Origin of the sequence: Teredinibacter franksiae, assembly GCF_014218805.1 — a bacterium.
In the GTDB taxonomy this organism is placed as follows: Bacteria; Pseudomonadota; Gammaproteobacteria; order Pseudomonadales; family Cellvibrionaceae; genus Teredinibacter; species Teredinibacter franksiae.
In genome coordinates this window covers 3,118,480-3,144,456 of the sequence record NZ_JACJUV010000001.1, presented here as the reverse complement: position 1 = coordinate 3,144,456, position 25,977 = coordinate 3,118,480, and the positions used below count along the sequence as shown (strand labels likewise).

Genomic DNA, 25,977 nt, shown 5'->3' with positions numbered 1-25,977 from the left:
CCGTTGCACACCACTGAAACGCAGATCAAATAAACTACATTTGCTAATGTTTCTAGTGGCTCACATTGGCTGCGACCATTGGTGTCACCTTGGCAATGACTCCTGCACTACCCTGACTCCACCTTCCTTAACGGCCTGTTATCCCTGTGTCGGGGTAGCAGCTTCTTTTAAAGCATAGACAACGAATACCCCGTTGATTCCACTATTCGTCACTTTTTTGAAACATTAATCCATAAAAAGACCGAATAATGTGCAACATCGCCATAAGACAATGAGCCAAAGCACACCCACACACCGACCGAATTGAGCTTATCTCACACAAAAAAAACCGACTACAGGAGCCGGTTTCTTAGCGGGTTAAGCAATTTAGGTGGTTACTTTCCTTCTTTTAGATAATAGTCCCATCGACAATGGGCTCAAAGGACGTAATGCGATCCATCATTCCGGCGCTACCCAAGCCATGCGAGAGGCCCCGGCTAGTAAACATTGACTCAAACTGAGACTGCTCACCATGCAAAGCCATATAATTGAGCATAACCGTTTGCACCAGTAAGTTTACATTATTGGCAGCTGGGTTGGGGCGGTCACCACTGGAGGTAGTTTCCACATCACCACTACCGCGCATATAACCAATTTGCTGATGTATAGCCTGTTCTTCAGGGTTTGCACCAATCAATACCGGGCGCCCACCAGGGTTATACACCAAAAAGAACGCTGAAGCCGTTTGCTGATTGTCACCTGTCCAAACACCTTTACCACGCCCGTCAATGGAGTCGTCGGTCATACCGTTACTGAATACCGAGCCATCACTGAACACATACATCATCAACGGCACACCTTTACGCGCGGCATATTCAAGACAGGCACCCATACAACGGCCCGCACGTAAATCACGCATTTCACCGGTGGCGCGATCTCCGGTGTGATAATCATAACCACCCATAGTGATCGTACCCGCACCAGAATAGCCATTGACTACTAATTTCATCACCGAAGCGGCTTTTTGAAATTCGCGATCGCCATTAAACTCATCCACCGTAAAAATACCGTTCGCACCGACAATATCCGGATCCGTCGCGGGGTCTAAAAAGCCGGGATCGGGAAATTGCTCGGCAAGATACGCACTTTTAATATAGGCACAACTCACTAGATTTTTGACATCTTGGTCGTTGCTTAAGCCGGTAGAAACACGAGCCAGTTTTTCATCACTGATACGCGATACCGATTCCATTACCGCGACAACTTCAGAGGACGACAGGGCACCAAAATCACCCACATCCACAAGACCAGTCACGTCTGAGGGCCGATCAATTTTGGTGGGGCGCACTTCGTTATTAACCAATGCTGCAGGCGCCATGGAGTTACCCCCCGACTCACTACTGCGAGACCCACAAAGCGCGAGCAATTCACCATTAGCTCCAGCCATATTGATAGCGTACATAGGATTGTGCGGATTATTACCGGTATCATTTTCTGACCGTGCCGCAACAACCGCACCGTTGATCGCCGCCTGAGTACCCGGGGAGGTACGCTCTAGGATACCCCTCAGATATTGACTATCGGCATGAAACGACAAGCCTAGCTGCGAATTTGTATGGTCGCCGTTGCCACCAACCGCGGGAGTTACCTCTTCGAGACCAGGAATCATGTCACCCGGTAAGCCCTGCTTGCTATAGCCCGCCGTAGACAAAAAATCCATTTGCCCACCCTGACCGCCCACCAGTACATTGGAGCCAGCGATATTGGCTCCGCCAGCAAGGTCAAAACAGATAAAAGGTATTTTGCCCGCGCCTGCGGTAATACCGCAGGGAGAGAGAAGGTTGGCGATATCCGGTGACAACGCCATCGCTTCGCGTGGGCTTGCAAAAAGACTGAACATCGAGGTGCCGACAACGGTACCTAAGCCGGCCTGAAACCCCTGGGCGATAAAATCGCGACGGGTTTTCGGGCGATGATGATCCGCATGCTTGAGAGGCTCATCCGGACGGAAAAAATTTCTTCGTTTAGCCATGGTTCTGGTCCACCTCAATTATTGCAAGATCATCACAGCACTGCCCGCAGTCGCGGCACAGAGTGCAATAACAGTTGTATCGGTATTAGCGGTCGACATATCGGCCACCAAACTGTACAGATGCGCTTTTACGGCATCTGGTATTGGTTGGGTTGTTAATACGGTTGGCGTACCCTGCACATCAACTTCGCCGGCACTAAGGCCCTCGAGTAACGGCTCGATAATCAGGTCTGCATTTGCCGCCGTTACATCGCCGCCAAAATTGAAGCCGTCAAACACATTACTGCGGCGACTACTGTCATTTACCAGTGCCGTACAGTAGGCAACAGAGAGTTGCATAACACCGGCCTGATGAGCGGCGAGGAAGGTGTCAACGTTTTCTACCGTTGGTAATTGCTGCTTGACCACCTCGAACACATCCGAGACGCTGGTAGGTAAGCCCTCCATGGGGGTTTGTGTCATCTGCGCGATGGTAGCGTTGATTTCAGCGAAATGGCGCAGGCCGACTAAAGACTGCTCACCCAAGTCTGCAGGTTCTGGTGCTGCGGGAGGCGCGGCCATTGACCGCGTATAGCTAGAACCGCCAATGCTGTCGAAACTAATAAAGAATTGGTCCAGATCAGGGCCTTTATCCAGCTCAATCACGGCTCCCAGTTGCGACAGAGGCATGCCAACGTCGGCGTTGTAGTTGCTCGAATTGATCGTGACGTTAAGGTTGGCATAGCTCTGACCAATAGCCGCTTCACGACCATTAACACCAATGCGCATACCTTCAATCACAATGTCTTCGGTAGGTGCTGTGTCCCCTAGGCTGATGAAGAACGGATTCGAGAACAAGTAGCTGTAGCTATCAAACTGCTCCACCTGGAATACAATATACGACTCAGGCAAATTAATATGGTGGGAAACACCAAACAACAGGAAGAATTTTTCACCCACACCGGCATCGAAATTCATCGTCACATCATCGGCGGTGAGCGTTCGATTATGGATAGCCAGAAAGCGTACTACGCCCTGCCAAAGGTATTGATCATCGACTTCATTACCCACCGCCAGAGCGAAGGTATCGTCCCAGTCGTTGAGATTTGAACCGACCACAGTATCGTCTTGCGCCGCCAGTTCACCATTCACATACACCGACATGCCCGAAATGGGGTTATAACTGGCAATAACGTGTTGCAGCGTTGCCTGTAGCACTTCATCGGCGTCCGGAGTAGACAACATAGGCATGCCGTTGCCATCGGTTACCGAACTGCGGTTCATGAAGTTGTAGTTATACAGGGTTTGCCCCAAGGTAAAGTTACGAATTTCCGAACCACCCGAATAGGTCACGATACGTGCGGGGCCGTCTTGAGCGACATTGTCGGGCACCACCCAGGCTTCAATGGAATACTCACCGGTAGCGCGGATCAGGTCGTATAGTTTTTCACTTGAACTGGTAGACCCCTGAGCCTTGCCGTTATTGATTCGAATTCCCCAGCCGCCTACACGCTGCACATTGCCGGTTAAGTTCAAATCGAGTGCGGGGTCCACGCCACTGGTATCAAATGCGGTTTGCAGTGAACTGTTTTTAAACTCGTACAAGGCAACAATGTTGTTTTCCACACGGCCACCGCTGGCAGCCACAATGCCATCGGGCAGGCCGAGAGCACGACTAACGACGAGGTCGGGGTCAACTTCGGTAATGGGTATGGCATTGGCAAAGGCAGCAATAGCATTTTCCATTTCGGCTGAGTTAGTGTCGCAACTCGTCCAGCAGTTGTGGAACTCACTCCCTAGGCGGGTCACCAAGCGCGATGCGCCAGGGTCGTCCATATTGATACGGCTACGAGATGCATCGTAGGCCACATCAACATCACTACTGCCAATAAATGGCTGTTGCTGTAAAGCCGAATCTTCCGAGTGACAACTTGAGCAATATTCCTCGACCACCGGGTACACAGTAGTGGCAAACGTGCCACTGTCTCCCGGGAAGCTTTTACTATCGGTAACTTCGTATTCCGGTGGCGCTGTTAACACAATCACATTACTGCTGGCCCCCGAAGTATTGGCCCAAGCTTCAATGTAGTTGGTAATAATATCAGCGCACACTGCAGGGTCTGAACTCCAGCAGTTATGGCCGCTCGCAACCTTTTGCACAATACGGGAATTAGCCGGAATTTCGAGATCCACCAGCGGGTTAGCGGAACCATAGGCGAGGTTAATGTCGTCGGCACGTACAAATTCCGGTGAGGTACCGCCCAGAATATGACAGCTACCGCAGCGGTTTTCACCCGCTAGGTTATCCCACAGGTTCAATTTGAACGCTTGCACATCCTCGGTGGAGGGCGCTGGCCCGTTATAAGAAATTCCATTATCACCATCGTTGCGGGTGAAATCATCGTTTTGCTGAACCTCCTGGCCACTGCCACCACTGCAGGCAACAACACCAAGCACACTGGCAACAAGAAGAAGTTTTTTTAGCGGAGAAATTAACAGGTTCATCACTATTCTCCCTTACAGTAATCAGCGGATTCGGCAAACATCTGCTTGATGTTGTAATCGCTGTTTTTGAAATTGCTAATCATGCCGTTCAAAGCCGAGCGATCATTGGTATCACCCGGATCACGCAAACAAACAGCCTTGAATACTTTTTTCACTTGGCACGCCGCAAAGGCTTCAGAGTGAGCCAGCTCCACTAGCATAGAGCGTGCACCCGTGCCACTGCCGGAAAGTGCTTGATCCCACCCTAGATTCTGGTTCGGCCCCTCGCGCCAATAGTTGTCCCAGCTATCATTGGGCGTTACAAAACCGGTGGGGAAGGTAGCGCTGTTGATACGGTATTTAGCCTTAACCCTAGTGCCCGTCTCCGGGTCAGTGGTGCCTTCGGCATTATACGAAATGGAACCGTTTTCACCGGTTAGGTCTTCGTCGGCATCATACTCATAGTCGTAGTAGGCAAACGCCTGTGTAAGAGGGTCCATACCCGTGTGACAACCGATGCAGTTATTCAGGAACACCCGGGCATCTCCACCGGGGCTGCGGGATACATCTTGACGGATACGATCCGGCACACCCGTTACGTCGTGCACCTGCTCCAAATCCATACACAGGTGGTTAAGCAGGGTAAAACGAAAATTGGCGCGATTTGTACCCGCTTTAAAGAACGAACGCGCAGCTGCACGGGAAGTCACAACGCCGGCCGTTGCATCGGCGGGCAAACCGGTAAGCGCCGACTGACTCGATTGCACTAGATTGTCCTTGAGGCTGTAGCCACCGGTTTCCAACTGCTCGTAATGGCTGTTGTTACTATTGGAATAGGCTGCCAAGTCTAGTGATGCATTGCCTGTATACAGAACATCGGCGGACAACAGCTCACGAAAATCCATGGTGTCTCCGTCGCGCACAAAGCCCACCACCGTGGCAACATAATCATTTAAAGGCACAAAAACCGTCTGCTCTCGATTCGTCCAAGGAGCCGCCCAGTTTTTTACGGTGACATTGTAAAAACCGTCGTGCTCCATGGCTTTCATGGCTGCAGCAACCCCGTCACCAGAATCCAGGTCGGATTTCATTTGTAACAGCACATCCTGAGTAGGAGGAACGCCCGCCAATCGGTCGTGCATACGCTTGGCCTGCTCCAATGTCCCCGCCTGGGAAACACCAGCGCTACCCATCAGCGCCGCCGCACAGACAGTCCACAGCATAAATTTGCTGCCCGCTGTTGTTTTGCGTCTTTGTTGATTACACCTGATCATCGCTTTGCCTTTCTCGCTAATTAATTCTGCTTTGGGTTCACACCTGCAGCATTTATGCGTTTTGCTGTTACGCCTTTTAATTTTCTCATTGGCGCCAAGCTTGATTGCCAAAACCTAACGGCGCACAATTTTTGTAGCCTTTCGCCAAATTTTGTCACTTTAAAACAGATTGCTTTTTAAATAACTGCAATCTCACTCACTACACGGTGACTTTGTTTAGTGCCTATTTAACGCGTTGAGGCAAACGCACGAATTATTCCCAATTGCAGTTTCAACCCGTTAAATTATGTAAAAACCAATCAAAATGAGAACCACGTCATCTTTACTCGGTGTTTGCTGCGCATAATCGCCACAACCGCTCATTCACTGCCCCCCATATTCGCTGAATAATTCTGCAATTGTGTAAAGATTCGTAAACCCGTGGCCAACTAGGCAAAAATACGCTGTTATGGGCATAAAGCTTGTTTTAGAGTGAATCAACAAAATGGAGAACGCCAAAGGCGTTACACAGTATTCATCTGCATTGTTTACCCAAAAACGCTAGGCCAATAAAAATGAACAATGTAATTAATGTAAAAGACCCCATAGAAAGAGTGGCGTTATGAGTCGCAAACAACCGATTTTTATTCTCAGCCTGATCAGTTATATTTTTTTGCAGGGCTGCGATGTTAGTAGCGGTGGAGGTGGTGATACCCAAGAGCCCGATCCCGTAGTCGCCGATTTTCCCGTTGCCTACATCGAGCGCCCCATACCCCGTGACGAGGACGGACTGTTTGTTCCCGATAACCTGCTGGAGTTAACGCAATTTAATCCCGGCGCGCGCCTCTACCTCAAAGACCGCGCCTCGGTACCCGCCGACGCCATACTGATTACCGACGTCGCCTTTGGGGCGGAAGAAGCACCCGCCGACGGAGGGGAAGCCTCGGCGCCCATGTATGACGTTAAAGGGCTTACCGTTGACCCCGACGGCACCAAGCTGTTGTTTTCCATGCGCGCACCGGAAATAGAAGGCCTAGATGAAGATGAACAGCCTACTTGGAATATCTGGGAATATGACCTTGAAACAGAAATCCTCCGGCGTTTAATTGAATCTAATACCATTGCCGAAGAAGGCCAGGACATCATGCCGGCCTACTTGGCCGATGGACGGATTGTTTTTTCAACCAACCGCCAACGCCGCTCCCGCGCGGTGCTACTCGATGAAAATAAACCACAATTTTCGGCACTAACGGAAGATGACGAAGAAACCGAAGCCTTCTCGCTACATGTAATGGAAGATTCCGGCACCGAAATAAAACAAATTACCTTTAACCAGAGTCACGACCTTTACCCCACACTACTCAATGACGGCCGCATTATGTTTCTGCGTTGGGACAACTACACCGGCGACAAAGATCGCCTGAGCCTTTACACCGCTAACCCTAACGGCAGTAACGTCAGCCTGGAATACGGTTTCCACAGTCAAACCACCGGTACTAACGAGTCCGAAGGCGTATTTGCCAAACCACGAGAATTAATCGACAACCGTATTCAGGTAAACTTGCGCCCACGTTCATCGGAGAAACTCGGGGGCGGTATGGTGGCTATTGATACCCTCAATTTCACCGAGTCCAACATCGCAGTACCTGGCTCGGGCGCTACAGGCTCGGCGCAACAATCCATTATTGACGCCGATATTACTACCGACGGCTCTGTGTCGCCCGCCGGTTACTACAGCTCAGCCTACCCCATAGACGACGGAAGCGAGCGCTTACTTATGAGCTGGGCGCCCTGCCAATTGCGCGGGTACCGCCTTGGCATTTTTATCGACGATGCTCTGCAGTTAATAAATGACGCGGGCGAATTTGTGAATACCGATGGCGACACAACGGAAACGCCCGTCACCATTACGGAAGAGGAAGTAGGCAGTTTTCCCTGTACGGACAGCGCACTTAGCCTACCTAACATACAGTCTGCTTTACCGCTGTATGGCCTGTGGATTTTCGATCCACTAACACAAACCCAATCACCGGTTGTATTAGCTCAGCAAGAAACCATCTATACCGATGCGCTTGTTCTGCAGCCCATCCCTCTTCCCGACTTCATTCCCGACCCAGTACCCGGCCAAGATTTTGAACAGGAGCTGGCCGATGAAAATGTGGGTATTCTGCATATTCGCAGCGTCTACGATATCGATGGAATGGATGTTTCACCCAATGGCATCAACGCCACCGCCGATCCACTGCAAACCCCTGAAGCCGAAAGGCCCGCGCGCTTTATTCGCTTAGTAAAAGCCGTATCCCAGGCCGATGACGACGTAGTAGATTTTGATAACAGCGCCTTTGGCCGCGTCAGTTGGATGAGTGATATTCTCGGCTACATCCCCATCGAACCCGATGGCTCGGCTATGTTCAAAGTGCCTGCCGATGTTGCCTTTACTTTCTCTATTCTCGATGCCAACGGCAGGCGTGTGACCACCGATGGCAGCGGCGACCTTGGCCCTCGCCACGAATATTGGATGACCCTACGTGCCGGTGAAGTACGTGAGTGCTCGGGCTGCCATACCAGTGATGACACCGAAACACCTCATGGTCGCGTTGGCGCCGAACCGCCATCGATTAATCTTGGAGCACTTTCCGATGCGCCCTTCCCCAATACTCGGCTGCGTGATGAATTCGGTACGCCCCACACCGACCCTCAGGTAGGCGAGAGCATGGCTCAGTACTATGCGCGCGTAAATGGCGCGCGCACCCCATCGGTTAACATACTCGACTACAGCGACTGGACCGAAGACGGCACTACTCGACCAATAGTCGCCACCACGGATTTAAGCTACAGCGATTTGCGTTCCGAAGCACCCACCGACTGTGCCGTAAACTGGAATAGCCTGTGCCGTATTGTCATCAACTACATCCCGCACATTCAGCCCGTGTGGGAGGTATCTCGCCAAACTTTCGACGACAGTGAACCACCCGTATTAATTTCTGATTATACCTGCACCAACTGCCATAGCACCGCTGACGCAGACGGCATGACGATTATACCCGCCGGTAACCGCCAGCTAAATTTATCGGCCGCCCAATCGGAAGAACGCAACGATTACTTGGTCTCTTACGCACACCTGCTATTCGGTAACCGTGTACTCGAATTAGATGCAAACGGAAACCTGCGACTGGAACTTGAGCAACTGGTTGTAGACGGCGTGCCTCAATTTCAAATGATTCAACTGGTTATCGAAGACATAGCACAATTCGAAGCCATTGATCAAAACGGCAACACCGTACCCGCGCCACTGGATACCATCGACCCCAATTTGACACTGGTACTGGATGAAAACGGCAACCCTGTGCCCTACTTGGTGCAAGAAATGCAACAAGTGGTAGACGACGAAGGGAATCCAGTATTCGACATTAACGGCGACCCGGTACTCGAACCCATTCCCATAATGGTCGAAACAGGCAATCGTAATGGCGCCCTATTGTCGCCGGCTGGCGCACTAGCATCCGATGAGTTTTTCGATGTATTTGCTCCCGGTGGATCACATGACGGCTATTTAAATGGCGCAGAATTAAAACTTATAGCAGAATGGATGGATATTGGTGGGCAGTACTACAATAATCAGTTTGATGCTCCATAAATCTAACGACGCCATCCACAGCCTTAATCGGAACAAGCCTGCACGGGATATGAAGTTGCCTGTAAAAACGAATCTTATCGTGTTAATCGTCATGCTATTGCTGCCATTTCAAGCAATAGCTAAAGACAAGGGTGTGGATGTTATTGTCACCGACGCCTACGCCGAAATGCACACTGGCCCAGGCCGTGGCTACCCAGTGTTCCATACCATAGAAAAAAACGAACAGGTGAAAATTTATAAACGCCGAACGGATTGGTACAAGGTTGAAACAACGGATGGAAAAAAGGGCTGGGTTCACCGCGATGAGTTTCGCGATACCCTTGGCCCCGCAGGTGAAATTGTTGATCTATCCAAACCCGGTCGCGAAGCTTTCGATACTCGGCGTTGGGAGCTAGGTGTAGGCGGCGGTGATTTTTCCGGTGCTCGCGGCCTAAACACCCATATTGGTTACCATCTCACCCGCAACATATCGGCAGAATTGCGTTATACCCAAGCATTTGGCTCATTCTCCAACAGTAAAATGGTTTCACTTAATGCGGTACACGAGCCCTTCCCCGACTGGAATGTTTCACCGTTTTTTACTCTCGGTTCTGGCGCAATTTTAATTTCGCCAAGTTCTGATATTGTCCAATCTGAAGATCGCGAAAACGGCACACTTACCGTTGGTGGCGGATTTATTTTTTACGCTTCCCGCAGTTTTTTATTTCGCGTTGAATATAACGATCACACGCTGCTTACCGCGCGTGAAACAAATGAAGAGGTTGACGAATGGAAAGCCGCTATCAGCGTATTTTTCTGATCTTACTCGCGCTGGCCTTTGTGCCCGTCGCCCAGGCGCAGGATGAAGAAGAATCCCAAGCAGACGGTGAAACCGTGCTCGACGCTGTGATCAATCCAGATCTTGAGCGTCGCAGTATCGACGAAGAAAAAATAGACAATGAAAACTTCGAATTTGGTATATTCGCTGGTGTTATTAGCGTAGAAGATTTTGGCACCAACAATGTTTACGGTGCTCGCGCGGCCTATCACATTACCGAAGATATTTTTCTCGAAGGTGTATACGGTTCTACCATCACCACCGAAACAAGCTACGAAACGTTAAGCGGCGGCACTCCGCTGCTAACCGATGACCAGCGCCAATTCGACTACTATAATTTATCCATCGGCTTCAACTTGCTGCCCGGTGAAGTTTTCGTAGGAAAGTATTCATTCAATACCGCTTATTATTTTATCGGTGGGGTCGGCAATACAGCTTTTGCTGACAACGAATATTTCACCTATAACTTTGGCGGCGGCTTTCGAATTTTTATGACTGACTGGCTCGCATTTCGCCTCGACGTACGCAATCACCTGTTCACCCATAATATTTTAGGTGACGACAAACCCATACAGAACCTGGAAACCCATATCGGAACATCCATTTTCTTCTAACGAGGCAAAGACTTATGCAGCTCACCCGAATTCTAAAAGCATTGGTAATTACAACATCTCTTTGCGCAATCCTTTTTACTCCGCTATCAATAGCAGCAGGAAAGGCCTCACCCGCCAAAGATTTCACCCTAAAGTCTAATCAGGGTAAAAATGTTCGCCTTAGTGAGCTACGCGGCCAAGTGGTAATGCTAAATTTCTGGGCGTCCTGGTGCGGCCCCTGCCGTCAGGAAATGCCATTGCTTGAAAAGATTCACAAAAAGTATTCGCCAGCTGGCTTTGTGCTTCTAGGCATAAATGTAGAGGCTGACCCAAAAGAAGCCGACCACCTATTAAAAGAGATTCCCGTAAGCTTCCCCATTCTCTATGACACAACCAGTAAAGTAAGCGAAGCCTACAAAGTAGATGCCATGCCCAGCAGCGTAATGATCGACTGCGACGGCAATATGTCCTACCTGCACCGGGGCTACAAGCCTGGCGACGAAAAAGCCTACATTAAACACATTAAAGGGTTGCTCCGCTCATGCAGCAGTTAAACCTAATACGCAAAATATTTTTGGCGGGGTTCTTATTCTGCTCTATCAGCGGCTGCTCCTTTATAAAACCCTGGGTAAAACCCTACGAGCGTGAAAATCTCGCCGACCCGATTATGGCCTTCGAATCGCACCCTGCGTCTACACGGTATATAAACCACGTATACGAAGCGCGTGAATCTGCAAGAGGCGCAGAAGGTAGTGCCGGTGGCGGGTGCGGGTGTAATTAGAGTGTGCAGGCTAACCCGGTGGAGCAGGAGCAGCCTTAGGGCTTTCTCGGGCAAGCCACATTAGCTATATGCCATTCCTGCGCGCACAGGAACCCACAGAACAATGTTAGATTCACGCTTACGCGGAAACGATGAGAAAGAAACGAACTAATGAATAAAAATATCCGTTATCTACTTCTGCTTTTTAGCGTACTTGTAATACCGGCAAAGGCTGCCGTGCTGCCAGAAGATCGGTCGGACATTCTCTTTCACAGTTTTTCCGGCGGCGGCGTAACCATTGATGGCCCCTCGGTATTACTTCGGAAAAACATTGCCGATAAAGTTTCCGTGTGGGGAAATTACTACGTCGACTTTGTCACCAGCGCCTCACTAGATGTGCTTACCCAGGGCAGCCCATACACCGAAGAAAGAACAGAAACCGGCGGAGGAATGGATTACCTGCGTGGCCGTTCAACCATGAGCGTTAGCTATACCCAAAGTATTGAAAGTGATTACGAGGCAGAGACCGTTGGCCTTGCCGTTAGTCAGGACTTTTTCGGTGACCTAATCACCTTAAGCCTTGGCTATTCACAGGGCAACGACACCGTAATGCAAAACGGTACACCTGAATTTAGTGAGAAAGCCCAGCATCAACGATTTAGTATTGGTTGGACCCAAATTTTAACAAAAAACCTTATAGTTGCCTTAAATGCCGAAACCGTTATAGATGAAGGTTATCTCAATAACCCTTATCGCAGTGTTCGCTATCTTGATGATGACGGAGGCCTAGGTACACAACGTGAAGTCTACCCTGGCACCCGTAACAGTGATGCATTTGCTATTCGCAGTATGTACTACCTCCCGTATCGCGCCTCTATAAGAGCCGAAGCCAGGCAGTTTCGCGATAGCTGGGGTATATCCGCAAAGAACTATGAAATTAGGTATCTTCACCCCTATCAAGAACAGTGGATTTTTGAAGCCAAGGTACGCTCCTACAGCCAGACACAGGCTTCCTTTTATTCTGATTTATTTCCCTACCGCAATGCACAGAATTTTCTAGCCCGCGACAAAGAAATGAGCGAATTTTCCGATATTGCTTTTGGACTTGGAGCATCCTATGACATTAAGTCTAGTTGGCTTTCTTATTTTGAAAAAGCCACTGTAAACCTCTATTGGGACAGCATCAGCTTCGACTATGCCAACTTCCGCGAAAACCTTGCCGAAAATTCGCAAGAGTTCGGTATAGGAAACGAGCCGTTATACAGCTTTAATGCGAATGTGATACGCTTCTTTGTATCTGCTTGGTATTGACCGTTATTCATACTACCTTATTGCTTCTGGCTGTCTATCAGCCTACAAACAAGTACTAAAATAGTATTCAACGCTTCTAAAAATTTACCTTGCACGCAAAAAATACCTGCTAACAATAAGGAAATATTGTGAAAGTGTTCAAAAGCACAATCGCCAATCTTCGCGTGTTAAAAACGCTGTCCGCTGTCACGCTGACCCTATCCATTGGCCTTCTGTTGCCCGCCTGTGAACGCGGCTGGGACCCAAGCGACAATGACAGCTCCTCCAGCAGCTCGAGCGACAACAACAATGAAAAAACCTACCGGGGGCCTGGCTCGAACTGGGAACTGGTAGTCAACGAAAGTATTTCGACCTTCACCTTTAATAAGAGCAATACGCCAAACTCAACCCCAACTCTCGTTGTTAACGGAGATTATGAAAAAACAAGTGCCGGCTTCATACGACTAACGGTGGTCAAAAGTACGCCAGGTCAAGGAGTGGGAACTAACCAGCAGATTACCGGTATAAACATAGCCGACAACCTGAATATTTTCATACCCTTCGATGGTTCTGTCGACCAACCCCTTATGCTCGCGCGCGCAAACGGTTGCCCCACCAACATCTCAAGCAACTGGCTGTTATACAAGCCCGCCAACAGCAAAAATGCCGAGGTTCATACCGAAGGGCATTTTGGCCAACTAAGTTACAACAAGGTTAATGGCGAAACAGTTGTCGTCATCCAATATTCAATGGACAACACTGAACAAGAGCTAGATGGTATTTCATTGGGCACCGGAACCTGTACAGAGAGCCTGTCAACATCGGAGACTCTACAGTCTTGGTTCAGCGCCAACGAAACCACCTCAATCGAAGTTGCCACCAACTCAGACGCGTTGGAAAGCGGAGACAGTAGCGATTCTCAGTTTCTTTTAAGTGTGCAGAAAAGATCTATCTCCGCAAGTTCAATTTTTGATGCCGACTACATTGGCATCCTCTACAACAGTAGTTACAACTCTCGCCCACGCTCCATTCCGGTGAAAGGAGGTTGTGCAGCAGGTAAATGCACTTTGTACACCGTTACCGATATCAGCAACGGTGACACCGAAAACGCAGCCCACATACTCGATCTCTCCTCCGAAAACGATGACAATAACAACAAGCCGCTCGATGGATTTGTTGTAGGTGGCCTTACTGCTCCGGGAACGGAAAGCCCTCTGGGTAAGACTACATGCTCAATCAACGACGATTATCGTGATTCTGGTACTAAGTTTATCGCCTGCGTGGGCATTGCCCCCAGCGCCAGTGACAGCAGCCAATTAACCAACCTATTTTTGGTGTCTACCGGACAGTCAGACCCATAAGGAAGTACAAATGAAATTAAACGGAAATTTTCAAATTACCGGCTGGGATGAACACACCACACAAGAAAACGATAACGGCAGTAAACAAAGCACTGCCGTTGTAGCACAAACCTATACTGGGGATTTAAAAGGCAACTCAACCATTCACTACGTGATGAGTTACCAATCGCCACAGTCTGCGGTATTTGTTGGCTACGAAACGATTGAATGCACAATAGATAACAAAGCAGGCACTCTAGTGCTACAACACCAGGGTAAATTCGACAATGGCGTTGCCAGTAGTAACAGTACCGTTGTTGAGAATTCCGGCACCGATGCCTGCATGGGAATAACCGGCAACGGCAACTTTACGGCACCTATGGGTGGCACTGCAGAATATGAATTTATTTTGGAATACTAAGGCCCTTGGTGAATAAACTTACCTAACCTATCACTCTGTAACGCCGAATTACCTACGCTCAAAAATCATGTAATCTGTTACAGAGTGAACATCAATCACTAGCCGAAAAGCATACCCACAATAGCAATCACAATAAAACACGCACCAACCAAAGAACCTAACTGCAGGTACGTAAAAACGGAAAATGCGTATTTCAGCTGTTTATCTTCAGAAGTATACTCTGTAGCGAGGCTTCGTAAGCGGTATAATCTAGCTATTGGGTGAATTTTACGGCTACCGCTGCCAAATTTTTTCCACAACGCCGGGTATTCATTTTGCAGTAATGTATTGAGGCAATGAAGACGATAATTAAACATAAGCCCCGAAGCCATTATTATGGCTAAACCCAAAAACAAAAGTTGTTCCATCGACATTTCCCCCAACAACCCTTACCCTCCAGAGACTTTAATGGCCTCTGACCTCACCAATAGCTCACCTGTATTTTCCAAATACAGATCACTAAAAAACAGAGCGGACTAGTACACACGCGGGCAATTCACAGACAGCGCAAAGATGAAACCTGTACGCTATGCTCTATAAAATTTTTTTTCGACAAAGCATTCTTTCAACGTTACTTTAAACATAGCCCTGAGCGGTACCTTAAACATAGCCCTGAGCGGTACCTTAAACATAGCCCTGAGCGGTACCTTAAACATAGCCCTGAGCGTTGCTTTAAACATAGCCCTGAGCGTTGCTTTAAACATAGCCCTGAGCGTTGCTTTAAACATAACCCTAAGCTTTGCTTTAAACATAACCCTAAGCTTTCAAAACTCGACTAAACCACCAGCCTGACCAGTTCAAAACACTCACAAAAAGCCTTGTCAATTTGTTTCCCGCGAAACCTCGCGTTATCCAGCACGATATTATTGTTAAAAAAAGTACGCTCCTGCTGGGAGCTAAAACAACTTAGCGCTTGCTGTTTTGCCTCTAGGTTCTGCTCACTCAATTCAATAAATACATCGGCGCTAAACGAAAAATTATTCCAGGGTAACTCATAGCCCAAAAGCGTGACGTGTTTAAAAACCCGCTTGGCTTCTTGGTGTACCAGCTGGTGGGACTGATGTACATCATCACTGTTGGGAACCAATACAACATCCGGACTATATGTTTGGTTGAAATCGTAAAATAACTGCAGAATACGCGCGCGATCGCTGGCTAAATCACGCGGGTCAAACTCATGCAATACAACGTTTTTCTTCTGTAAACCCAACACACAAGCACTCAGCCAAAATTCGGCCATAAATGATTGCTTATTCACTTTTGGTGGCCGTGATAGACCAAGATAAAAGATGTCGTTCTCCGTCGCCAAGCGGTGAATGGTTCCACCAGCCCCCAGCTCAACATCATCGATATGCGGCGCAATCGCCAGTATTCGCTTATTTTGTATATTCATTCATAACTACACTTTTAGACGCTCGAATGACTCGTACCCCAAAGTAACTTGCAGGTAATAAAAAACTGTCTGATCAAGGCTGGATACTTCATCGCTAGGGATCCGCTAAGTACCATAGTCGAACTGCGTCAATAAAGTAAGAGGCGCCTACCCGTTGGGTTTACAAACAACTAACGTAGCGTTTGGGTAAAAAAAGGAATCAGAATTTCTGAAGGAGGATATAGCGTCAACCATAATTAAGCTGACAAAACATTAGGAAGAACACCAACGGTTCCTCCTAATGTTAGTTAGCTGCGTTAACACTACATCGGTTTCTCTGCATTCGCCGGTAAACCTAGAGCCCCGAGGGGCTCTAGGTTCTAATAGGGCAAAAAGTCGAACGAGAAAATCAGTTTGGTTTGCTTAACATCCTGTTTGCCAAAATTAATCAATTTAATACGGTTGAGTAATTTTGTTTCTAGCGCCGGATTGTTGAGTTCGCTAGAGACTACTTTAGCCGAAATAATTCTTCCGCTAGGTTCAATCACCATTTCAAATACAACCTTGCCCTCAAGCGTAGGATCTCTTCTCAGCGCGCGATTATAGATGTTAAACATCGCGCCTTTGTTTTGATCCATAATTTTACGCATTTTCTCTTCGCTGCGCTTACCGCCGGTAGACGCCTGCTTTTTCGCTGTATCGCCCTTACCCGTAGGTGACGCCAACTTACTATCGACCTTGGTAGCTTTTTTACCCGAGAGCGCTACACCACCGGTGTTACGACTAAGCTTAGAGGTTTTAATGCCGCCACTGCCTGCCTTGGCACCACTGGTGATGACAGAACGATCGATTTCTGCGGCCTCTCCGGTCGATTGCGTGAGTTCGGCATTTGTCTCTGAAAGATCAAAGGAATCCCGCATGTCCGACAAAGCATCGGCAAACTGATTGATCTCTGCTTGCGCCTCTTCCCTAGCTTTCTCCACCAGCTTTGCTGGCTCTGGAGTCGAAACAGACTCCGGCGTAGCCTGTGGTTCTGGTTCTGGCGTTGGTTTATCCTCTGGTTTTTCTTCTTCCTTCGGCTTTTCTTCTTCCGGTTCAGGCGTAGGTGGCGGTGTGGGCACAGGCGTTGGCTTTGGTAATTCCTGTTGCTCCAAAACCACTTTAGCCAATTGTGGCGGCAATTCCTCGAGCTCTGCTCGTTCTTTTTCCGGTACGTGAATAAGAGGAATGGCTACGCTCAAAAAGAAAAACGGAACCAAGAGAATCAGTACAATTAGCCAAAAGCGCCGATCCTCCTTTATAGAGGAGCTCCACGGAAGCTGCAGATTGGGTGCGAGTAGTACGGTAGCCACTTTAACCCTCCCCAGCCTGTAGGCTTTCTACGGTTACTTCTTCCTGAAGCTTACTAACCGCCAATGAAATATTACGATACTCCGATTTCGCACAGGTAGTCATGACCTTTTTCAGAACATCATAGGGAATACCCTTATCGCCCATAATCGTAACATCACGACCTTTCAGTGCTTCTTCTTCGGTTTTATAAGGTTTACGGCCCGCCAAATACACAAGCTCATCTTTTAAACCCTTAATTTCGTTGCCCTTGGTTTCTTTCACCTGTTGCATGTCCGCTACTTTACGGCCACCTACCAGAATACTTTCGTGGCTAACGGCAACGATAAGATTATTTTCTGGTGGTTTTTCCGCGACAGATTCCGGTAATTTAATCGATTTATCGCTTTGTAGAACTTCCACGTCCGATGAGTTTACCAATAGGAAAAACACCAGAATGGTAAAGATATCCATCAGCGATACCAAGTTCAGCTTAGACGCAGCGCCGTGACGCTTAGCGGCACGAGCCATACGTTTGGCGTGCATAGATTGCTTCATCGTTTACCTCCTGGCCTATCGGAGGCTTCACTGACCGGAGCGTCGCCCAACGAAACAGCTGGAAATAATTCCGCATTTACCACCGTCGCCGCTACCACCGCTTTAAAGCTGCGAACGGTATCCATTGCTTGCACAATGGTTTGATAATCTGTGTTAGGTTGCGACATGATCAGTATGTCTTTTTTGTCTTTGCCCTTGCTTTTAAGTAATCGCTTCACTTCCTGTAGAGCAATCGAAAGCGTTTTGAAGTCGTATACCCTTTCACCGGTTTCCGGGTCTTCAATTTTTGGCAATCGCTTTAACGGAGCGCCAGCAGGATAGTTGATAACCATTTCGTTCAGTTCGATTACCAGCTCCAAACTGTCGTTTTCCTCGTTGTCCTTGGGCGGTGTTGATGGATCGGAGGCAATGTCAGGTAATTTCAGATCCAGCACGGTAATATGAGAAAACACCATGCTCATCAACAACACCGGAACCAGAATAATCATCAGGTTCATAAAAGAAGTGATATCCAGCTCAGCTTCTTCTTTTGGTCTTCTTCTAGTACGCATAAGTACCGCCAGTGTTATGAAGTTCGTTAATGCCTGCTATTTTTATGCAGACTGGTTTGTTGCGCCTTGCAGAATTAGCGAGACCCTTCACCATTGCGAGTACGCGAAGAAAACGCATTAACGTTCGACATAATGTTCAGGCACTTAATGCCAGCCATTTCTAGGCTATCAACAATTTCAGTTGTTTTGGTTTGCAACGTAGCATGAAATAAAAGTAACGGAATCGCGGCCATCAAGCCAAAGGCGGTGGTATTCATCGCCACCGAAATACTTTGCGACAAAAGGTTGGCCTTTTCTGAAGGGTCGGCATTTGCAACAGCGGTGAAAGCCGCAATCAAGCCCATAATAGTACCTAACAGCCCAAGCAGGGTGGATATATTAGCCAAGGTCGCGAGGTAAGGTGTGCGCTTTTCCAAACGGGGAACGGCTTCCATTACTCCCTCTTCCATCGCATATTCAATTTCGTCACGACGGGGAGATTGCTGCATACGGGCAATACCCGCTGCCACAATGCGACTGATAGGCGCGCGGCTTTGACGCGCGAGATCCATTACCGCTGCGTAATCTTTCTTTTGCAACATAGGTAAAAGTCGATTAAACGCCCTGCGATTAGACGCTTTCGCCGCGGTTAAAAACATCCAGCGCTCAATGGCTAACGCCAAACCCAGTACCAACACCAGTGCAATGGGGTACATAAACGGGCCGCCGCTTTGGAAAAATGTAATAGCTGTGTTCATGGATCTTTGCCTCCAGATCTTAATGGTTATTCGGAAGTGTTTTCTTCTTCCATATCCTGAATAAATTTTAACTGTCGTTTGTGTTCACTGCGCTCAACGTGACCAAATATATTATCGGTTTGGCTGTTCAGCGGTTGATATAATATTGAATCATCGTCCGCTGCTTTCCAAGGTACAATATAGATAACCTTGGGCTGTTCTTGGTTACCCGTAACCGTAGCACTCATTTCAACCACATCTTGCTCTTGCGCAACGGCTGTGTGTGTAAATAAAAAAGCCATTAAAATTATAAAAATATTACCCCAACGCTTGTCATTCCAATGTACATCTACGCTTTGCGAACAAAAAAGCAACCGAGCCCCTCCATCTTCAGGTGTAACACTATCGAAAAATGGGAATCTAATCTTCATAAATTTACTCTCTATTCTTCCTTCGCGGGAAGACGGCGCTCAAGGTCGCGAATCCACCCTTTCAACTGCCGATCCTCATCGGGCAAAATGCGTTGAAGAAGCTTATAGTGAGCCAACGCCTCCTCAAGTCGCCCCATATACAAATCATATAAAATACCGAGGTTGCGATGAGAGTCTGCATGGTGCGGCCATACCGCAAGCGCAGCCTTATAGGTCGCTTCAGATTCAGTAAACTTGCCTTGCTCTCGGTACAAAACGCCTAACCACGTGTAGGCATCCATATTGGCGGGGTTAACCTCAATGGCTTTGCTAAAACTAGCCTCCGCTTGCTCCAGAAGCTCCTGCTGGTACAAACAAATCGCTAAATTAACATGAGGGCCAGACAACAAGGGATAAGTCTCTGTCATCAAGACTAGCAACCCCTCGGCCTCCTTCCATTGTTTAGCGTCCATGATGTCAGCCGCTTCGGCAAATTCATCTTTCGCGCGGCCAGGAACCGAGGGCTTATTGTCAAGATAAGGGTTGGGGATCAACTCCAGCGGCGGTTCAGTTGCAACGTCACCTTCCGCCTTTTCAATCGTTTGCTCTTCCTGTTGCTGATCTTTCTTCGGCGCACCACCACAAGCAGCAAACAATGTTGCCACCAACACAACTAACAGGTAGCGCAACACGCTAAGACGCTTTGGATTAGTAAATTCCACGACTCACCCCCGCCTTATTTTCCTGTTTACCGTAGCGCGCAGGTAAAAGCTTGGCTAGTGCGCTAAAGCTATTTTTAACACCACCGTCATAGAGACCTTCCCACGCTCGCTGAATATTGCTGGCGTGAATATCAATAGCTTTCTCCTCAAAAGGAAACGCCTGGTCTTCCAGTAAAATTTCGTACTGCTCCATAGCCAGTGGGTCCAAGCCTGCAGGGCGCTCAGAATCCATAAGGTCTTGACTCAACTGCACATACAGCATGCCAATTTTATAATTAGCATCGGTTGAGAATTCGGCCACACCATAATCCAGCACCTTACGGTACGACTTCAGGGTTTGGTCCATAGCCGACTTTTTCTTGCGCATGCTTTTCTTGACTGGCAAAGTAAGTTTAATTTTATTGAAGCGTTCATACTCGTCATTCGCAAACTTAGATGTTCCCATTGCGGCTAAATATTTCGAACGGCCCGTTCGGTTCGCTCCGGCTTTTCTATCCTGCTCGATAAGATCTTTTAGCCAGTAATTACGTTTACCGTTATCGCCGTTGGCTTTGTATATTTCCACCATTTTAAAGCGCGACTCTATGGCAAGGTCAAAAGGCTGCGGGTAGGTGTTAGCATACTTTCTATATTGATCTAGTGCCTTATTCGTATTGCCAGACTTTTCGTAAAGCTCCGCAGACAGGTACAGCGAAGTGCGGCGCGCCTGTGGATCACCAGAGCTCGCTAATAGCGAAAGCTGGCCAGCAGCCTTACCCCATTGCTCAGATTCCTGATAAATAAACGCAAGTTTCGGTGGTATCGTTTTACTTAATTCGTGTTCCGGATAGCGCTTACCAAAATCGAGCAGTACACTTTCCGCCTGGGTAAAATCTTTTAACTCAATTAGTTGATTAGCCGCATCGTATTGCGCCGCAATGGCAATTTCACTGCCAGGCGCTATTATACGAATCTGCAACAAACGACTTACCGCTTCGACATTATTGCCTGCTGCTATTTGAGCTTCTGAAGACCTATACATACTCGCAGCAATGCGCTCGACAATCGCGGGCTTATCGGGGTCGGCGTCTTCCAGTAGTGTAAGTAAGCGGCGATAGGACACTTCTGCTTCGCCAAATTTCTGTTGATCAAACTGCGCGTGTCCCAATACCATCCATGCGGTTTTCTGTAATGATTTTTCCGGTACCGGCTGCCATTGGGTCATACGTTTGGCAATGGTTTCTGCACGCGGCATATCGCCCTGTTCAAAAACTTCCTGCCCAGCTTTTGTGAGTACCGCTGGCGCCCGTTTATCAATGGAGTAATAGTCGGCAAAATTTAGCGTACTGGTAATTTTGTGTTCGCGGCGTTCAGCTAATACAATTTGATCGGCTTCGGTCTTGGCTGGGGATTCTTCTATCAATCGCTGTAATGTAAAAATTGCCGAATAGCCCGCATCAGCGCCACGCTGTTTATCTACATGGGTATAAGCTACGGTTTCGTACGCTTTTATTGCTGACTCTAACTGTCCAGCTTCGTAAAAGGCTTCACCCATCAGGTAAGTAATTTCAGCAACCTTAGGGTCTTCAGGGAAGGTAACAATAAATTGTTGGTAGAGCCCGGCAGCCTTAATAAAGTTAGCCTGGGAAGAATCTTGCGGCTTTTTGAAATTCGGTTTTTTCCCCGCGGCTTTTAACTCGCGATATTCTTCAACCAACTGTCGATTGCCAAGTGCTTGGGAGTGAAAGTAACTAGAAAGCTCATCCAAATACGTAAACAAGTGCGGTTTTAGACTTGCTCTTTGCTCTTCTGTTCGAGCCTTCCAAAACTCACTGTATACGCCGTAGTTACGAATATATTCTTCTTTAGCTGGCAAAATCTCACTGGGGAAATTGCCCAAGCTATACACTTCAATGGCTTTTACACTGAAACTTGGTGAATAATCAGTATTGGGGAAAACCTGCACGTAATGGCGAAATGTATCGGCACTGTCGCGGTAGCGTTTTTTCTCTAGGTAGAGGTCTCCCAATTGCATATAAAGCAAATACTGATAATGACGCGGCCCCAGATTTTGATAGATTTCAGTGATCGACTCAGGGCCATCAAGATAAGAAAACACAATACCGAATACGCGAAGCGTATCGAGTACAAGATTGCGGTCACTGTTCGACAACTCCGAAAGCTTTTGCCCTTCTATTGGTAGCTTATTATCAAGCACTTCGGTAAACGACTTAACCGACGCTCGATAACGGTTGCGCTTAAATTGCGACCAGCCGTGCATATACACGGCATTTAGATAAAAGGGGGTTTCTTTACCCACGGCAATAACCTGCTGATAAAGCTCCTCTGCTAGTGCATAGTTACCATCGCTAAAAGCTTGTTCGGCGCTGCGGAAATCGGCCTCGGCGGCAAAGCCCGATGCGGGATAATTCCCCACCAGTTCACGTAATACCTCATTAGATTCATTCATACGCCCATCCAAGGCATAGGCTTTGGACAGTTGATACAGCAACCTTTCGTTTGACATGAGTTCGCCGTTAACTGGACGCTCCCGATTAAGCGTTATTAGCTCACGATACATCGATACAGCGTCGTCAAAATAATACTTTTGCTCTTCGGCATCCAATTGGAATTTTTCACTACGTGCCATCTCCAAATCGGCAAGCCGCACCAGTATTTGGTGCCGCACACCGGGGTCCTGTGCAATTTCTAGCGCAGAGCGATAGCTATCTTCAATTTGATCGATCGTGGTTACCGGCACCGGCATGGGGTCGTCGGGAATTTCTGGCTCTTTCAGATCGGCGATGGTGCGACCATAATCGGGCATATCATCACCCAGCCACGCACAGGAAGAAAACAGCACAAGGGTACAACACATCGCAAGGCGCTTTATCATTCTTCCGCCTCCTTCTGTGCCGCTTCTAGTTCAGCGGCTTGCGCGTTTTCATCCTCTAGTGCTTGAATATCTTGCGCTTTTAAAGCTTTATCATAAAGCCGCGCAACGGAAAGCCTGCTTTGCGCTGCGTAATGCTGGATACGATTGCGCTGACGAATTAATACCGTTACCACCTGGTCACGTAATTCTTCTTTCGCCGCGTCTACGGCAATATCCACACTTGCACTTTGCCCGGCAAGCTGAATATTGGCGTCAGCAATACGATTTCGATAGGGAATTAAATCGGGCGCTGAACCGAGAATGGCTTCAACCGAAGCGAGGTTCACCTGGAGTTTTTCGATAGTGTCGTCAAGACTATTCAGCGTTTTAACCGCCCTCCATAGTCGGTCGGAAAAACCTTCGCTGGCATTCCATAACAACATTCCATGATACCAACGAATAGCTTCGTCAGTATCTTCAATAAACGGGTCATCTTCGCGTATCGCGGGTAACGTTAGCGCTTTTTTAGCGCGCGTGGCACGACGGATCAAGTCGGCTTCATCGCCTGCGGCCAGAGCGAAATAGTCTTTACTGGCCGCAATGGTTTCGATTTTTAAGGCCAGCGAATCTCGCTGTTGTTGAACCTGCTGCAATTGTTTTTTTAATTTATTCTGCGCCAGTAATGCTGATTTATTTTCGCGATCTTTTTCACGGGCGTCGAGCATATCCAAATAAAAGCGTAATTTAGACTGCCATTCTCGCGTATTTTTTTGCACAGCAAGTAAATCGCGTAATTCCTGCACGCGCATTTGAAATTCTTCACGGGCAAACAAAGCAATTAAATAACTCAGTTGTGGCGCCAACTGGTTGGTTTCAGCGTAGGTTAGCCAGTCAACACCGTCGGCGTTTTCAATTTTTAGCGCTTCAAGCAGAGTGTCGCCCTTAAGGTTTTGAATAACCTCATCAATACGCACAACTTCGTCTTGGAAATCGGTTACCGCTTTTTGAAATTCCTGTAGAGCCAGCCCCTCCAAACCCATTTTCTCATAGGCAAAGGGTACGGCCATAAGCGCTTCTTGGCTGTTTTCATCGACCAGTGTTGCTTTACTTAAATGCGACCACACTTTCAATGCTTCGCGATAATCTTCCTGCTCGGCTGAAGCCCAGCCGTACCCAAGTAACGCTCTACCCGACAATGGGCTGTCGAGGCGTACCCGCGAAAATTTAAACTTGGCCATGTCTGGCTGCTTATTCAGTAGGTATGCATACCCTGCTGCGGTCATGGCCTTGTCGTGAAGTGAGCGGTACTCGTTATCATCGTATTCTTTTTGCGCCACCCGCTTGTAGTACTCAACGGCTTTGTCAAAATCACCTTCGCGTGCAGCCAAGGAACCTATATTGAAGTACAAGTAGGGTAACCAGTCTTCTCCCGGCTCATCTTCTTTTAGTGTACTTTCGGCTCTGACGATATCGTTTTGTTTAATGGCAAGGTTCACCCGCAGGGCGTTTAGATCATGTTTAACATCGCGGGTGCTTTTTTTATTGACCAGCGCTATTTTTGTTACTTCATCAATAGAGCTTTGTGACATAGCCCAGTCGCCACGCATATAGCGCATTTTCGCCAGGTAAAACCAGGCGGCTACCTGAGCATCCTCCGGTACATTAGCGGCGAGAATATCGGCGAAAATACTGCCGGCATATTTTTCTAGCCCGTAAGCCAGGGCAAAACCACCTTCCATTAACGCGGGATTATCACCATGCCCTTGAATACCACCACGCTTCTTGGCTAACATCAACTCGGTCAGCGCGTCCATGTAGTCGGTTTGATAGTAATGGTACAGGGCAACGCCGTAGCGCAGGTCGGCCACAGAAGTCAGCGGTTTTTCTTTTTTGCCTGCGTATGCATAAGTGGCAATAGCGAAAAAGAAAAACACCAATACAATACGGATGAGGGGCTTTACAGCTGCCATTCTTTAAAATCGAATTCTGGTTGCATGTTGGCGGTGGAATCTTTAATACGAAGTTCCAACATCTTTGGGTCGTCGTCCTTTTCCAGGCTTACCGTAGCCGCGCGCTTGTACTCACGGTTGTCGGGCCCAATTCCGGTAAAAAAGGCGGTGAGTTCATGTTCGCCGGTTTTAATATTACCGATATAAAGACGCTGAATACCGCCTCGACTCAAGGCATCGTTTTGGCGCGGGGTATATAGGTGGCTAGCGACGAGCTTGTCGTCGATATGTAACTTAACTGCATCAAGCCGAAAATAGGCGCCGACATCCAGCGACAGAAACACCATGACTTGCGTATTAGCGGGGAATAGCAGCTCCTCCTCAAGAATTAACAGGTCACGGTTAAGCTCTAGTGCTTTTTTCTTGAGACTTTCAATTTCGTCACTCAGCGGAGACGTAGACGCCTCCTGCACAGCTTCGGCCACTTCCGCCCCAGCGCCCTCTTCCTGAGCGTGGGCCACACCCAACATTCCCCCGAAAAACAGCAGCATCAAAGCATACGAAGACAGCTTAGCGCAGCCGACTCTAGGTTGTACTGCGCAAGAATTTCTTAACAAATTCAGCACTGCCAAAATTTGGCACAATTTACCACTCAACGTCATTCTCCAGGAAAAGTTCAGTCAGACTTACGTCACCGTTGCGAACGGCATTTGTTCGCGAAAGTCCAGCCATACACCGGTTTCAACTTCGGTAATGTGACACAGGTTCGATTGTCTGAGAATTAGCTTTTGGATTTCATTGTGAACATTCAGTCTACACACAAATAACCGCGCTTATTACAGATATTTTAGCGTTATGTGCGACCATCTGACGTGGTTGTTTCACTTTCTGT

23 protein-coding genes are annotated in these 25,977 nt (G+C 48.1%); 8 read left to right on the top strand and 15 right to left on the bottom strand.

Annotated elements, in window-relative coordinates:
• Positions 1-388: 388 nt before the first annotated feature.
• Genes H5336_RS13295 through H5336_RS13285 form a run of 3 tightly spaced genes read right to left on the bottom strand, consistent with a single transcriptional unit; the run spans position 389 to position 5,697 of the window.
• Positions 389-2,011: a general secretion pathway protein GspF gene (locus H5336_RS13295; protein ID WP_185234766.1), complete on the bottom strand. Its 1,623-nt coding sequence runs from the start codon at positions 2,009-2,011 to the stop codon at positions 389-391.
• Between the two features lie 18 nt (positions 2,012-2,029).
• Complete coding sequence (locus H5336_RS13290; protein ID WP_185234765.1) at positions 2,030-4,495, bottom strand: LamG domain-containing protein; 2,466 nt, start codon at positions 4,493-4,495, stop codon at positions 2,030-2,032.
• A gap of 2 nt (positions 4,496-4,497) precedes the next feature.
• The gene (locus H5336_RS13285; protein ID WP_185235756.1) at positions 4,498-5,697 is read right to left on the bottom strand and encodes a hypothetical protein; all 1,200 of its coding nucleotides are present in this window, start codon (positions 5,695-5,697) and stop codon (positions 4,498-4,500) included.
• A gap of 652 nt (positions 5,698-6,349) precedes the next feature.
• Between H5336_RS13285 and H5336_RS13280 the strand changes: the two genes are divergently transcribed.
• The 8 genes from H5336_RS13280 to H5336_RS13245 all read left to right on the top strand — a co-directional run bounded on the left by H5336_RS13280 (position 6,350) and on the right by H5336_RS13245 (position 14,585).
• Entirely contained in the window at positions 6,350-9,364 is a 3,015-nt protein-coding gene (locus H5336_RS13280; RefSeq protein WP_185234764.1) for an HzsA-related protein, read from the top strand.
• Positions 9,354-10,163: an SH3 domain-containing protein gene (locus H5336_RS13275; RefSeq protein WP_246439093.1), complete on the top strand. Its 810-nt coding sequence runs from the start codon at positions 9,354-9,356 to the stop codon at positions 10,161-10,163. The genes H5336_RS13280 and H5336_RS13275 overlap by 11 nt, the downstream gene beginning before the upstream one ends.
• Complete coding sequence (locus tag H5336_RS13270) at positions 10,133-10,795, top strand: outer membrane beta-barrel domain-containing protein (RefSeq protein WP_185234763.1); 663 nt, start codon at positions 10,133-10,135, stop codon at positions 10,793-10,795. The genes H5336_RS13275 and H5336_RS13270 overlap by 31 nt, the downstream gene beginning before the upstream one ends.
• 14 nt (positions 10,796-10,809) lie before the next feature.
• Positions 10,810-11,328: a TlpA disulfide reductase family protein gene (locus tag H5336_RS13265; RefSeq protein WP_185234762.1), complete on the top strand. Its 519-nt coding sequence runs from the start codon at positions 10,810-10,812 to the stop codon at positions 11,326-11,328.
• Positions 11,316-11,555, top strand: coding sequence for a DUF4266 domain-containing protein (locus H5336_RS13260; RefSeq protein ID WP_185234761.1), 240 nt, complete (start codon positions 11,316-11,318; stop codon positions 11,553-11,555). Before H5336_RS13265 ends, H5336_RS13260 begins: the two co-directional genes overlap by 13 nt.
• Positions 11,556-11,705: 150 nt before the next feature.
• Positions 11,706-12,845, top strand: a complete 1,140-nt coding sequence (locus tag H5336_RS13255) for a DUF3570 domain-containing protein (protein WP_185234760.1) — start codon at positions 11,706-11,708, stop codon at positions 12,843-12,845.
• A gap of 128 nt (positions 12,846-12,973) precedes the next feature.
• A complete protein-coding gene (locus H5336_RS13250; RefSeq protein WP_185234759.1) occupies positions 12,974-14,185 on the top strand; it encodes a hypothetical protein in 1,212 nt (403 codons plus the stop codon).
• A gap of 10 nt (positions 14,186-14,195) precedes the next feature.
• Positions 14,196-14,585, top strand: a complete 390-nt coding sequence (locus H5336_RS13245) for a DUF3224 domain-containing protein (RefSeq protein WP_185234758.1) — start codon at positions 14,196-14,198, stop codon at positions 14,583-14,585.
• A 98-nt stretch (positions 14,586-14,683) separates the two neighbouring features.
• Here H5336_RS13245 and H5336_RS13240 read toward each other — a convergent pair whose 3' ends face one another.
• The 12 genes from H5336_RS13240 to H5336_RS13185 form a co-directional block, all read right to left on the bottom strand.
• Positions 14,684-14,992, bottom strand: coding sequence for a hypothetical protein (locus tag H5336_RS13240; RefSeq protein WP_185234757.1), 309 nt, complete (start codon positions 14,990-14,992; stop codon positions 14,684-14,686).
• A 159-nt stretch (positions 14,993-15,151) separates the two neighbouring features.
• Positions 15,152-15,376 (bottom strand): hypothetical protein, encoded by a 225-nt coding sequence (locus H5336_RS23015; protein ID WP_246439092.1) that lies wholly within the window; start codon positions 15,374-15,376, stop codon positions 15,152-15,154.
• Between the two features lie 23 nt (positions 15,377-15,399).
• Positions 15,400-16,017, bottom strand: a complete 618-nt coding sequence (locus H5336_RS13230; protein ID WP_185234756.1) for a PIG-L deacetylase family protein — start codon at positions 16,015-16,017, stop codon at positions 15,400-15,402.
• A 359-nt stretch (positions 16,018-16,376) separates the two neighbouring features.
• Positions 16,377-17,348, bottom strand: a complete 972-nt coding sequence (locus tag H5336_RS13225) for an AgmX/PglI C-terminal domain-containing protein (RefSeq protein WP_185234755.1) — start codon at positions 17,346-17,348, stop codon at positions 16,377-16,379.
• Between the two features lies 1 nt (position 17,349).
• The gene (locus tag H5336_RS13220) at positions 17,350-17,883 is read right to left on the bottom strand and encodes an ExbD/TolR family protein (protein WP_185234754.1); all 534 of its coding nucleotides are present in this window, start codon (positions 17,881-17,883) and stop codon (positions 17,350-17,352) included.
• Positions 17,880-18,434 (bottom strand): ExbD/TolR family protein, encoded by a 555-nt coding sequence (locus H5336_RS13215; protein ID WP_185234753.1) that lies wholly within the window; start codon positions 18,432-18,434, stop codon positions 17,880-17,882. The genes H5336_RS13220 and H5336_RS13215 overlap by 4 nt, the downstream gene beginning before the upstream one ends.
• Before the next feature lie 74 nt (positions 18,435-18,508).
• Complete coding sequence (locus tag H5336_RS13210) at positions 18,509-19,171, bottom strand: MotA/TolQ/ExbB proton channel family protein (RefSeq protein WP_185234752.1); 663 nt, start codon at positions 19,169-19,171, stop codon at positions 18,509-18,511.
• A gap of 26 nt (positions 19,172-19,197) precedes the next feature.
• Positions 19,198-19,581 carry a hypothetical protein gene (locus H5336_RS13205; protein WP_246439091.1) on the bottom strand — a complete coding sequence of 128 codons (384 nt, stop codon included), beginning with the start codon at positions 19,579-19,581 and terminating at the stop codon, positions 19,198-19,200.
• 11 nt (positions 19,582-19,592) lie between these two features.
• Complete coding sequence (locus tag H5336_RS13200; RefSeq protein WP_185234751.1) at positions 19,593-20,282, bottom strand: tetratricopeptide repeat protein; 690 nt, start codon at positions 20,280-20,282, stop codon at positions 19,593-19,595.
• Positions 20,269-23,157 (bottom strand): tetratricopeptide repeat protein, encoded by a 2,889-nt coding sequence (locus H5336_RS13195; protein ID WP_185234750.1) that lies wholly within the window; start codon positions 23,155-23,157, stop codon positions 20,269-20,271. Before H5336_RS13195 ends, H5336_RS13200 begins: the two co-directional genes overlap by 14 nt.
• Positions 23,154-25,106, bottom strand: a complete 1,953-nt coding sequence (locus tag H5336_RS13190) for a tetratricopeptide repeat protein (RefSeq protein ID WP_185234749.1) — start codon at positions 25,104-25,106, stop codon at positions 23,154-23,156. The genes H5336_RS13195 and H5336_RS13190 overlap by 4 nt, the downstream gene beginning before the upstream one ends.
• Positions 25,094-25,615 carry an AraC family transcriptional regulator gene (locus H5336_RS13185; protein WP_246439291.1) on the bottom strand — a complete coding sequence of 174 codons (522 nt, stop codon included), beginning with the start codon at positions 25,613-25,615 and terminating at the stop codon, positions 25,094-25,096. The genes H5336_RS13190 and H5336_RS13185 overlap by 13 nt, the downstream gene beginning before the upstream one ends.
• Positions 25,616-25,977: the final 362 nt, after the last annotated feature.

Excerpts from the sequence above, each read along its gene's own strand:
- H5336_RS13290 (WP_185234765.1), bottom strand. The coding sequence starts at position 4,495 with ATGAACCTGTTAATTTCTCCGCTAAAAAAACTTCTTCTTGTTGCCAGT.
- H5336_RS13275 (WP_246439093.1), top strand. The coding sequence starts at position 9,354 with ATGCTCCATAAATCTAACGACGCCATCCACAGCCTTAATCGGAACAAG.
- H5336_RS13240 (WP_185234757.1), bottom strand. The coding sequence starts at position 14,992 with ATGGAACAACTTTTGTTTTTGGGTTTAGCCATAATAATGGCTTCGGGG.
- H5336_RS13185 (WP_246439291.1), bottom strand. The coding sequence starts at position 25,615 with ATGTTGGGTGTGGCCCACGCTCAGGAAGAGGGCGCTGGGGCGGAAGTG.
- H5336_RS13245 (WP_185234758.1), top strand. The coding sequence starts at position 14,196 with ATGAAATTAAACGGAAATTTTCAAATTACCGGCTGGGATGAACACACC.
- H5336_RS13280 (WP_185234764.1), top strand. The coding sequence starts at position 6,350 with ATGAGTCGCAAACAACCGATTTTTATTCTCAGCCTGATCAGTTATATT.
- H5336_RS13260 (WP_185234761.1), top strand. The coding sequence starts at position 11,316 with ATGCAGCAGTTAAACCTAATACGCAAAATATTTTTGGCGGGGTTCTTA.
- H5336_RS13220 (WP_185234754.1), bottom strand. The coding sequence starts at position 17,883 with ATGAAGCAATCTATGCACGCCAAACGTATGGCTCGTGCCGCTAAGCGT.
- H5336_RS13270 (WP_185234763.1), top strand. The coding sequence starts at position 10,133 with ATGGAAAGCCGCTATCAGCGTATTTTTCTGATCTTACTCGCGCTGGCC.
- H5336_RS13215 (WP_185234753.1), bottom strand. The coding sequence starts at position 18,434 with ATGCGTACTAGAAGAAGACCAAAAGAAGAAGCTGAGCTGGATATCACT.
- H5336_RS13195 (WP_185234750.1), bottom strand. The coding sequence starts at position 23,157 with ATGATAAAGCGCCTTGCGATGTGTTGTACCCTTGTGCTGTTTTCTTCC.
- H5336_RS13190 (WP_185234749.1), bottom strand. The coding sequence starts at position 25,106 with ATGGCAGCTGTAAAGCCCCTCATCCGTATTGTATTGGTGTTTTTCTTT.
- H5336_RS13205 (WP_246439091.1), bottom strand. The coding sequence starts at position 19,581 with ATGAAGATTAGATTCCCATTTTTCGATAGTGTTACACCTGAAGATGGA.
- H5336_RS13285 (WP_185235756.1), bottom strand. The coding sequence starts at position 5,697 with ATGCTGTGGACTGTCTGTGCGGCGGCGCTGATGGGTAGCGCTGGTGTT.
- H5336_RS13230 (WP_185234756.1), bottom strand. The coding sequence starts at position 16,017 with ATGAATATACAAAATAAGCGAATACTGGCGATTGCGCCGCATATCGAT.
- H5336_RS13255 (WP_185234760.1), top strand. The coding sequence starts at position 11,706 with ATGAATAAAAATATCCGTTATCTACTTCTGCTTTTTAGCGTACTTGTA.
- H5336_RS13265 (WP_185234762.1), top strand. The coding sequence starts at position 10,810 with ATGCAGCTCACCCGAATTCTAAAAGCATTGGTAATTACAACATCTCTT.
- H5336_RS13210 (WP_185234752.1), bottom strand. The coding sequence starts at position 19,171 with ATGAACACAGCTATTACATTTTTCCAAAGCGGCGGCCCGTTTATGTAC.
- H5336_RS23015 (WP_246439092.1), bottom strand. The coding sequence starts at position 15,376 with ATGTTTAAAGCAAAGCTTAGGGTTATGTTTAAAGCAACGCTCAGGGCT.
- H5336_RS13295 (WP_185234766.1), bottom strand. The coding sequence starts at position 2,011 with ATGGCTAAACGAAGAAATTTTTTCCGTCCGGATGAGCCTCTCAAGCAT.